Source organism: Streptomyces sp. SID5643, from assembly GCF_009872555.1.
In the GTDB taxonomy this organism is placed as follows: Bacteria; Actinomycetota; Actinomycetes; order Streptomycetales; family Streptomycetaceae; genus Streptomyces; species Streptomyces iakyrus.
This window is the reverse complement of record NZ_WWIC01000075.1, coordinates 65709-74831: the sequence shown is the minus strand read 5'-3', so window position 1 is coordinate 74831 and position 9123 is coordinate 65709. Positions and strand designations below refer to the sequence as shown.

Genomic DNA, 9123 nt, shown 5'->3' with positions numbered 1-9123 from the left:
CCCCGCCGCGCTCCGCAAAGGCCGGCACCGCCTGTGCGACGGCCGCGCTGGGGCATGCGGGCGGTCACCACGCTGTCCCTGGTGGTCCTCGCCTCGGCCGGAATCGGGCACGCGGTGATGACCAGCCTGGACGCGGACATCACCCGGGTCGACCCCTTCAAGGACATGAAGAACCGCCCGCAGGCGGGCCACGGCATGAACATCCTGCTGGTCGGCACCGACGGCCGCGAGAAGATCAGCAAGGAGGAGCGCCACAAGTACCGGCTGGGCGGCGCCCCCTGCCACTGCACCGACACGATCATGATCGTGCACATCTCCCAGGACCGGGAACGGGCGAGCGTGGTGAGCCTGCCGCGCGACTCGTACGCGGTGACGCCGGCGCACGTCGACCGGGTGTCGGGCAAGCGGCACAACGGCCACCCCGTCAAGCTGAACGCCGCGTACGCCGAGGGCGGGCCGCAGCTGACCGTGCGCACGGTCGAGAGCATGACCAAGGTGAAGATCGACCACTACCTGGAGGTCGACTTCACGAGTTTCATGAAGACGGTGGACGTGGTCGGGGGCGTGCCGATCTGCACCGCCGACCCCCTGAAGGACAGCTACACCGGCCTGAACCTGCCGGCCGGGCGGCACACGCTCGCCGGCGGGCAGGCGCTCCAGTTCGTCCGCGCCCGCCACGTCGACGGGGCGTCCGATCTCGGCCGGATGAAGCGGCAGCAGCGCTTCATGGCGGCTCTCGTGGAACGGCTCACCTCGTCCGGGATCCTCCTCAACCCGATGAAGTTCCGGGACGTGACGCGGGCGGTGCTCGGCTCGGTCCGGGCCGACAAGGGCTTCGGCACGGACGAGATGCTGGACCTGGGCCGCGCCATGCGGAACTTCTCCCCCTCCTCGTCGGAGTTCACGACCGTCCCGATCGGGCGGATGGGGTTCGCCGTGAAGGGTGTCGGATCCACGCTGAAGTGGGACGCCGAGAAGTCCGAGCGGCTCTTCCACGCCCTGCGCCAGGACCAGCCGCTGTCGGTGCACCGGTCGCGCGGCGCGGCCCGGATCGTCCCGGTCGCCCCGCAGCAGATCCGCGTCCAGGTGGAGAACGGCACCCGCACGGCCGGCCTGGGCCGCCGGGTGGACGCGGCCCTGGCCTCGACCGGCTTCCGCACGACCAAGGCCCCGGTGAACTCCGTCGCCCGCGACGTCAGGCGCACGGTCGTCGCCCACGACCCCCGCTGGGACCGCTCCGCCAAGTCCCTCGCGGCGGCCCTGCCGGGCAGTGAGCTCCGGGCGGTCAAGGGCCTCGGCCCGACCCTGAAGGTGATCGCCGGAGGGGACTTCGAACGTGTGCGGAAGGTGCGGGCCGAGGACCCGGGGCAGGGCGAGTTCGGGGTGGTGCGGGGCGACGAGGTGGCGTGCTCGTAGGCGCGCGTCAGTCCTCGAAGCCCTCGGCCGCCCGCTTCTCCCGCAGGTCCATGATCGCCCGGCGGCGGGCCAGGCGGTGGGTGCGGCGGATCTGGGCCTCCTGGTAGCGGCGCTTGTCGCGCTCGGTCTCCGGGAGGACCTGCGGGACCCGGCGGGGCTTGCCGTCGGCGTCGACCGCGGCGAAGACGAGGTAGGCCGAGCCGACCTGCGTGGGCGGGGCGGACTCGTTCCAGCGTTCGGCCAGGACCCGGACGCCGACCTCCATGGACGTCCGGCCGGTCCAGTTCACCTGCGCCTTGACATGGACCAGGTCACCGACGCGGACCGGCTCCAGGAACGCCATCTCGTCCATGGACGCGGTGACGGCCGGACCACCGGAGTGCCGTCCGGCCACGGCCCCGGCCGCGTCGTCGACCAGCTTCATGATCACCCCGCCGTGCACGGTCCCCAGAAGGTTCGTGTCGTTGTGGGTCATGATGTGGCTGAGGGTGGTGCGGGACGCCGAAGTCGGCTTGCCCGGGATATCCGGACTGCCGGAATCCGCAGCTGGGGCCTGGTCTGTCATGGCCCCTACCTTATGCCGACGCGGTATGAGGGGGATTTGTGTCAGCTTCGCCACAGCCGTGCTCTGATTTTCCGACGACTCTTGTATGGCGCACCACGGGGACCTGCACACTGGGCGCATGAATGACTGGCCCGAGGGATTTTCCGGCGACAACCGCGGCAGCCGATACGGACGCGGCAGCTCGAGCGCGCAGCCCGAGAGCGCCCGTGTCATGCGGCAGGTCCGCCGCGGTCCGGCGGCATCGCCCGGGCAGGCGGGATACGGCGGCGCCCCGGCGTACGGCGGCGGAGTGCCCCCGCAGCCGTCCTACGTCGACGGCGGCGGCCACGGCGACTACGACAGCGGCTACAACACCGGCCAGGTCTACGGCTCCCCCGGCGGCAGGGGCCCCGGCGGGCCGGGGGACGGCAGATACGAGCCGCGACCCGCGCCCGACTGGCGCCGCCGCATCAAGGTGACGGCCATCACGCTGGTGACGCTGCTGGTGGTGACGAGCGTCGGCACGTACTTCTGGGCCGACTCCAAGCTCAACCGCGAGGTCGACCTGTCGATGGTCATCGACCGTCCGGAGGCGGGCGAGGGCACCAACTACCTGATCGTCGGCTCCGACAGCCGCAAGGGCATGTCGGCCGAGGAGAAGAAGAAGCTGCACACCGGGTCCGCCGAGGGCAAGCGCACGGACTCGATGATGATCCTGCACACCGGCGGCGGCGCCCCGACCCTGATCTCGCTGCCGCGCGACTCGAACGTCACCATCCCGTCGTTCAAGGGATCCGACTCCGGCAAGCTCTACCCGGCCACCGGCCGCCAGACGAAGCTGAACGCGGCCTACGCCGAGGACGGCCCGGAGCTGCTGGTCCGCACCGTGGAGGCCAACACGGGCCTGCACATCGACCACTACGTGGAGATCGGCTTCGCCGGCTTCGCGAACATCGTGGACGCGGTCGGCGGCGTCGAGATGAACATCCCGCAGGACATCAAGGACACCAAGTCCGGAGCGGACCTCAAGAAGGGCACGCAGACCCTCGACGGCGAGCAGGCCCTCGCCTTCGTCCGCACCCGCTACGCCCTCAGGGGCTCCGACCTGGACCGCACGAAGAACCAGCAGAAGTTCCTGTCGGCGCTGGCCAACCAGGTCGCCACTCCGGGCACGGTCCTCAACCCGTTCAAGCTGTACCCGACCATGAGCGCCGGTCTGGACACCCTCGTCGTCGACAAGGACATGAGCCTGTTCGACCTGGCGTCCATGTTCTGGGCGATGAAGGGCGTCAGCGGCGGCGAGGGCAAGTCGATGAACATGCCGATCGCGGGCAACAGCCCCAACGGCAACCTCCAGTGGAACACCGCGAAGGTGAAGACCCTGGTGAACGAGCTGAAGAACGACGACCCGGTCACCGTCTCGGGCGACTGAGCGGGCAGGCAGCACGAAGGGGGCACCCGACCGGGTGCCCCCTTCGTCGTGAGGCGGTGCTCACATCGAGGCGGCCGACATCGAGCGGCACGTCTCGGCACAGCGGCGACAGGCCTCGGCACAGCGCATCATCTGCGCGTCTTCCGGCATGGACATACACGCCTCGGCGCACATGTCACAGGCGCGGGCGCACATCGCGCACATCTCGGCCATGAGGGGCGAGCGGCGCATCATCATGTCGGCGCACATGCGCGTCATCTCGGCACAGTCGATGACCGTGCGCATGATCTGCATCTGGGCCGGACCGCCCGTCTGCAGACAGGAGCTCATGGTCTCCTCGCACACGCTGTGGCAGGTCATGCACGCCTGGACGCAGTCCTGCATCTCCTTGCTCAGCGGGGTGGCGGTGGCGGGTTGCTGGGTCATGACGTCCTCCCAGGGGTGGCGGGAGCCGCGGATCGGCGCCCGCTCCTCTCGTCCTACGCCTCCGGCCCCATGAGCACCACAGGGCGGAGCCGCCCACGTGTGATCCGCACCGTCTGTGAGGCACGACTCAGCGGGCTCTGCGTGAAAGCTCCGGCAGCGGCAAAAAGGGGTTGCAGGCGCGCCGGGGCCCGGCGCGGCGAGGGCGGGGCGGCCGGAAACCGTGCAGGGGGGAGACCCAGACATGACACAGCAGATGTACGACGAACCGCGGACTTCGGGTCGCGGCGGCCCGGAGGCGCAGAAGCAGCGGCTGCGCAGACGGCTGGAGCGGCTGATCGGCATCGCCGCGACCGAGGGCAACGAGCTGGTGCCGCTGCGGAACGGGGACGAGATCTTCCCCGCGATGCTGGCCGCGATCCGGGCCGCCGAGCACACCGTCGACATGATGACGTTCGTGTACTGGCGCGGCGAGGTCGCCCACGAGTTCGCCGCGGCCCTGGCCGAGCGGGCCCGCGCGGGCGTCCGGGTGCGGCTGCTGCTGGACGGGTTCGGGGCCAAGCAGATAGAGCGGGACCTGCTGGAGGCCATGGACGAGGCGGGCGTGCAGGTGGCGTGGTTCCGCAGACCCACCCGCCTGTCGCCGATGCGGCAGAACCACCGCTGCCACCGCAAGGTGCTGGTCACCGACGAGCACACGGCCTTCACCGGAGGCGTCGGGATCGCGCAGGAGTGGTGCGGCGCCGCCCGGAACCCGGACGAGTGGCGCGACACCCATGTACAGGTCCGCGGCCCCGCCGTGGACGGCATCGCCGCAGCCTTCGCACAGAACTGGGCCGAGTGCCACGACGACCTCTACGACGACCACGACCGCTTCACCGCCCAGGCGCAGCCGGGGCGGGCCACGGTCCAGGTCGTGCGGGGGTCGGCCTCCTTCGGCTGGCAGGACATGCAGACGGTCCTGCGGGTCCTGATCACCTCGGCGCAGGAGCGACTGCGGCTGGCCACCGCGTACTTCGCCCCCGACAGCTACTTCATCGACCTGCTGGCCGCTGCGGCCCGCCGCGGGGTCCGGGTCGAGATCCTGCTCCCCGGACCGCACACCGACCAGCGGGCATGCCTGCTGGCCGGGCGGCAGCACTACCAGACGCTGGTGGACGCCGGTGTGGAGGTGCGGGAGTACCAGCCGACGATGCTCCACACGAAGATCATGACGGTGGACGGGGTCTGCTCCCTCATCGGCTCCACCAACTTCAACCGCCGTTCCATGGAGCACGACGAGGAGGTCGTCCTGGCCGTCCTGGACGAGGACTTCACGGCGGAGCTCGACGCCGACTTCGAGGCCGACCGGAAGCGGAGCGAGCCGATCGACCCCCGCCGCTGGGAGCGGCGGCCCCTGCCCATGCGCCTCGCCGAGGCCGCGGTGACCCCGATCCGGCGCTTCCTGTGAGAACGCCGGGGGCCGGACGGCCGGCCCCCGGAGACGGCGCTACGGCAGGTTGCGCGCCATGACGATGCGCTGGACCTGGTTCGTGCCCTCGTAGATCTGCGTGATCTTGGCGTCGCGCATCATGCGCTCCACCGGGTAGTCGCGGGTGTAGCCGTACCCGCCGAGGAGCTGGACCGCGTCCGTCGTGACCTCCATCGCCACGTCCGAGGCGAAGCACTTGGCGGCGGCGCCCAGGTAGGTGAGGTCGGCGTCGACGCGCTGGGAGGCGGCGGCGGCCTGGTAGGTCAGGGCGCGGGCGGCCGAGATCTTCATGGCCATGTCGGCGAGCATGAACTGGATGCCCTGGAAGTCGGCGATCGGCTTGCCGAACTGCTTGCGCTCCTGGACGTAGCCCTTGGCGTAGTCGAGGGCGCCCTGGGCGATGCCGAGGGCCTGGGCGGCGATGGTGATGCGGGTGTGGTCGAGGGTCTTCATCGCCGTGGCGAAGCCGGTGCCCTCCTCGCCGATCATGCGGTCGGCGGGGATGCGGACGTTGTCGAGGTAGACCTCGCGGGTCGGGGAGCCCTTGATGCCGAGCTTCTTCTCGGGGGCGCCGAAGGAGACGCCCTCGTCGGACTTCTCGACGACGAAGGCGGAGATGCCCTTGGAGCGCTTGGTGGGGTCGGTGACGGCCATCACCGTGTAGTACTCGGACTCGCCCGCGTTGGTGATCCAGCGCTTCACGCCGTTGAGGACCCAGAAGTCGCCGTCGCGGACGGCCTTGGTCTTCATGCCGGCGGCGTCGGAGCCGGCGTCCGGCTCGGAGAGGCAGTAGGAGAACATGCCGTCGCCCTTGGCGAGCGGGGTCATGTACTTCTTCTTCAGGTCCTCGGAGCCGGAGAGGATCACCGGCAGGGAGCCCAGCTTGTTGACGGCCGGGATGAGGGAAGAGGAGGCGCAGACCCGCGCGACCTCCTCGATCACTATGACGGTGGCCAGCGCGTCGGCGCCGGACCCGCCGTACTCCTCGGGCACGTGCACGGCGTGCAGGTCGTTCGCGACCAGCGCCTGGAGGGCCTCGTGCGGGAAGCGGGCCTCCTCGTCCACCGCGGCGGCGTGCGGCGCGATCTTCGCCTCGGCCAGGGAGCGGACGGCGTCACGGAGCATGTCGTGCTCCTCGGACGGGCGGTACAGGTCGAAGTCAGCCGATCCGGCCAAGGTCTCTCACGCTCCAAAACGCTGCGATGCTGACGCTAACTACCGTTAAGTAATCAAAAGTTTATGGGGTCGCCCACCCGAGTGATACGTGAGCTAGGCGACAGCGGAGAAGTTGCCCAGTGAAGCGCGCCGCCATGCCCCGGATATGCTCGGGCGCGCACCGCATGCCGTAGACCCCTGGAGCACCCATGGCCCTGAAGATCACCGTGATCGGCACCGGTTATCTCGGCGCGACACACGCGGCGGCCATGGCCGAGCTGGGCTTCGAGGTGCTCGCCCTCGACGTCGTGCGCGAGAAGATCGAGAAGCTGGAGCGGGCCGAGGCCCCGATGTACGAGCCGGGGCTGGAGGAGCTGCTGCGCAAGCACGTCGCCGGCATCGACGGCTCCAGCGGCCGGCTGAGCTTCACCCAGGACTGGGCCGAGATCGGCGCCTTCGGCGATGTGCACTTCGTCTGTGTGAACACCCCGCAGCGGCACGGCGAGTACGCCTGTGACATGAGCTACGTCGACTCCGCGATCGCCTCGCTGGCCCCACACCTGCACGCCCCGGCGCTGGTCGTCGGCAAGTCGACCGTGCCGGTCGGCTCCGCGGACCGCCTCGCGTCCTACCTGGCCGCGCACGCGCCCGCCGGTGAGGACGCCGAGCTGGCGTGGAACCCGGAGTTCCTGCGTGAGGGCTTCGCCGTCGACGACACGCTGCACCCCGACCGTCTCGTGGTGGGGGTGCGCAGCGAGCGGGCCGAGAAGCTGCTGCGGGAGGTGTACGCGACGCCCATCGCCGAGGGCTCGCCGTTCGTGGTCACGGACTTCCCGACCTCGGAGCTGGTGAAGACCTCCGCGAACTCCTTCCTCGCCACGAAGATCTCGTTCATCAACGCGATGGCGGAGGTGTGCGAGGCCGCGGGCGGTGACGTCGCGAAGCTGGCGGAGGCCATCGGCTACGACGACCGGATCGGGAAGAAGTTCCTGCGGGCCGGGATCGGCTTCGGCGGCGGGTGTCTGCCCAAGGACATCCGGGCGTTCATGGCACGCGCCGGTGAACTGGGCGCGGACCAGGCGCTGACGTTCCTGCGGGAGATCGACTCGATCAACATGCGCCAGCGCGGGCAGATGGTGGAGCTGGCCCGGCAGGCGCTGGGCGGCGGGCCGTTCCTGGGCAAGCGGGTGGCGGTGCTGGGCGCGACGTTCAAGCCCGACTCGGACGACGTGCGGGACTCCCCCGCGCTGAACGTCGCCGGGCAGATCCACCTCCAGGGCGGCCAGGTCACGGTGTACGACCCGAAGGGCATGGACAACGCCCGCGGGGTGTTCCCGACCCTCGGCTACGCCGACTCGGCGCTGGAGGCCGTGCGCGGCGCCGACATCGTGCTGCACCTGACGGAGTGGCGGGAGTTCCGCGAGCTGGACACCGAGGCGCTCGGCGAGGTCGCGGCGGCCCGCCTCATCCTGGACGGGCGCAACGCCCTGGACCCGGAGAGCTGGCGCAAGGCCGGCTGGACGTACCGGGCGATGGGGCGTCCGAAGGCCTGAGCACGCGAGCGGACGCGCAGACACGACGCGCGGAGACAGGTGACGCCGGTTCGGCCGAGGCTCAGTCGGCCGAACCGGCGTCTTCGTGCATTCTGCACCACCCGGCCCTGCGGCGGGGCCCCTATCCCTCTGCCTCCCTGGCCCGGTAACGGCGCATCTTGGCGCGGGCTCCGCAGACCTGCATGGAGCACCAGCGGCCGCGGCCGGCCGGGCTGCGGTCGTAGTAGGCCCAGTGACAGGTGGCGGCCTCGCAGGCCTTGAGGCGGATCCAGGTGCCGGCGACCAGGGCCTCAGCGACGGCGGCGGCCACGCGCGCGTGCAGGGAGTGGCCGTCGGCGGGGGTGAGGGCGGCCGAGCCGTCCGCCGCGTCGACCGTGACGAGGAGGGGCGCCTCGGCCAGCAGCGTGCCGAGGGGGGTGACCTCGCGGTGCGGCGGGTGGCCGGCGTGGGCGAGGAGGGTCGCGCGCAGGGATTCGCGCAGGGTACGGGCCCGGTCCGTCCCCTCCGCGGTGATGCCGAGGCGCTCCCGGCCCTCGGGGGTGTCCAGCGCGTCGGCGCCGGACTCGATGTCCAGCGTGTTCACCAGGGCCTCGACCAGGGCCAGGCCGCCGGGCGCGGGCGATCTCTCCGTCATGGCTGGACCGTACCTCTCGCGATTCCCCTTGCGATGTTACCGCCCATGGGGGAGCATGCAGTAACGGTTACCGGTTACCCGCATCTGTGGGTAACGGCCACTTCGAGGAGGAAGTCATGACTCTCGCCAGGCTGGGTGTCGTCGTCCTGGACTGTCCCGACCCGCGCGCACTGGCCGGCTTCTACGCCGAGGTGCTGGGCGGCACGCCGACCGTGGAGACCGACGGGGAGGAGGAGTGGGTCGACCTGAAGGTGCCGGGCGGTACACCGCTGGCCTTCCAGGCATCCCCCGGGTACGTGCCTCCGACATGGCCGTCCGCCGACGGCGCGCAGCAGTTCCACCTCGACCTCGTGGTGGACGACCTGGACACGGCCGAGAAGGGGGTGCTGGCCCTCGGGGCGAAGCCGCTGGACGCCGAGGACCGGGAGCGGAGCTTCCGGGTTTACGCCGACCCGGCCGGGCACCCGTTCTGCCTCTGCGCCAGCTGACCCCCGG

At 70.7% G+C, this 9123-nt stretch carries 9 protein-coding genes; 5 read left to right on the top strand and 4 right to left on the bottom strand.

The features are described from left to right. A partial coding sequence (locus tag GTY56_RS09560) for an LCP family protein (RefSeq protein ID WP_237524497.1) occupies nt 1–1416 on the top strand: 1416 nt, incomplete at its 5' end. A gap of 7 nt (nt 1417–1423) precedes the next feature. Here the strand turns inward: GTY56_RS09560 and GTY56_RS09555 are convergent. Beyond that, on the bottom strand, nt 1424–1981 hold the full coding sequence (locus GTY56_RS09555) for an acyl-CoA thioesterase (RefSeq protein WP_202509943.1): 558 nt from the start codon (nt 1979–1981) through the stop codon (nt 1424–1426). 118 nt (nt 1982–2099) lie between these two features. Here GTY56_RS09555 and GTY56_RS09550 point away from each other — a divergent pair, with 118 nt between their 5' ends. Next, nucleotides 2100–3392, top strand: a complete 1293-nt coding sequence (locus GTY56_RS09550; protein ID WP_202509942.1) for an LCP family protein — start codon at nt 2100–2102, stop codon at nt 3390–3392. A gap of 60 nt (nt 3393–3452) precedes the next feature. On the opposite strand, the gene GTY56_RS09545 is transcribed toward GTY56_RS09550, so the two are convergent. Further along, nucleotides 3453–3818, bottom strand: a complete 366-nt coding sequence (locus GTY56_RS09545; RefSeq protein ID WP_161364422.1) for a four-helix bundle copper-binding protein — start codon at nt 3816–3818, stop codon at nt 3453–3455. Nucleotides 3819–4059: 241 nt separating this feature from the next. On the opposite strand from GTY56_RS09545, the gene GTY56_RS09540 reads away from it, so the two are divergent. Next, nucleotides 4060–5265 (top strand): phospholipase D-like domain-containing protein, encoded by a 1206-nt coding sequence (locus tag GTY56_RS09540; RefSeq protein ID WP_161364420.1) that lies wholly within the window; start codon nt 4060–4062, stop codon nt 5263–5265. Between the two features lie 39 nt (nt 5266–5304). On the opposite strand, the gene GTY56_RS09535 is transcribed toward GTY56_RS09540, so the two are convergent. After that, a complete protein-coding gene (locus tag GTY56_RS09535) occupies nt 5305–6462 on the bottom strand; it encodes an acyl-CoA dehydrogenase family protein (RefSeq protein ID WP_033312003.1) in 1158 nt (385 codons plus the stop codon). Between the two features lie 188 nt (nt 6463–6650). Between GTY56_RS09535 and GTY56_RS09530 the strand changes: the two genes are divergently transcribed. Further along, complete coding sequence (locus tag GTY56_RS09530; protein WP_161364418.1) at nt 6651–7994, top strand: UDP-glucose dehydrogenase family protein; 1344 nt, start codon at nt 6651–6653, stop codon at nt 7992–7994. 121 nt (nt 7995–8115) lie between these two features. Here the strand turns inward: GTY56_RS09530 and GTY56_RS09525 are convergent, their stop codons facing one another. Next, nucleotides 8116–8628, bottom strand: coding sequence for a CGNR zinc finger domain-containing protein (locus GTY56_RS09525; protein ID WP_161364417.1), 513 nt, complete (start codon nt 8626–8628; stop codon nt 8116–8118). Nucleotides 8629–8744: 116 nt separating this feature from the next. On the opposite strand from GTY56_RS09525, the gene GTY56_RS09520 reads away from it, so the two are divergent. Then, nucleotides 8745–9116 carry a VOC family protein gene (locus GTY56_RS09520; protein ID WP_161364414.1) on the top strand — a complete coding sequence of 124 codons (372 nt, stop codon included), beginning with the start codon at nt 8745–8747 and terminating at the stop codon, nt 9114–9116. Nucleotides 9117–9123 lie beyond the last annotated feature (7 nt).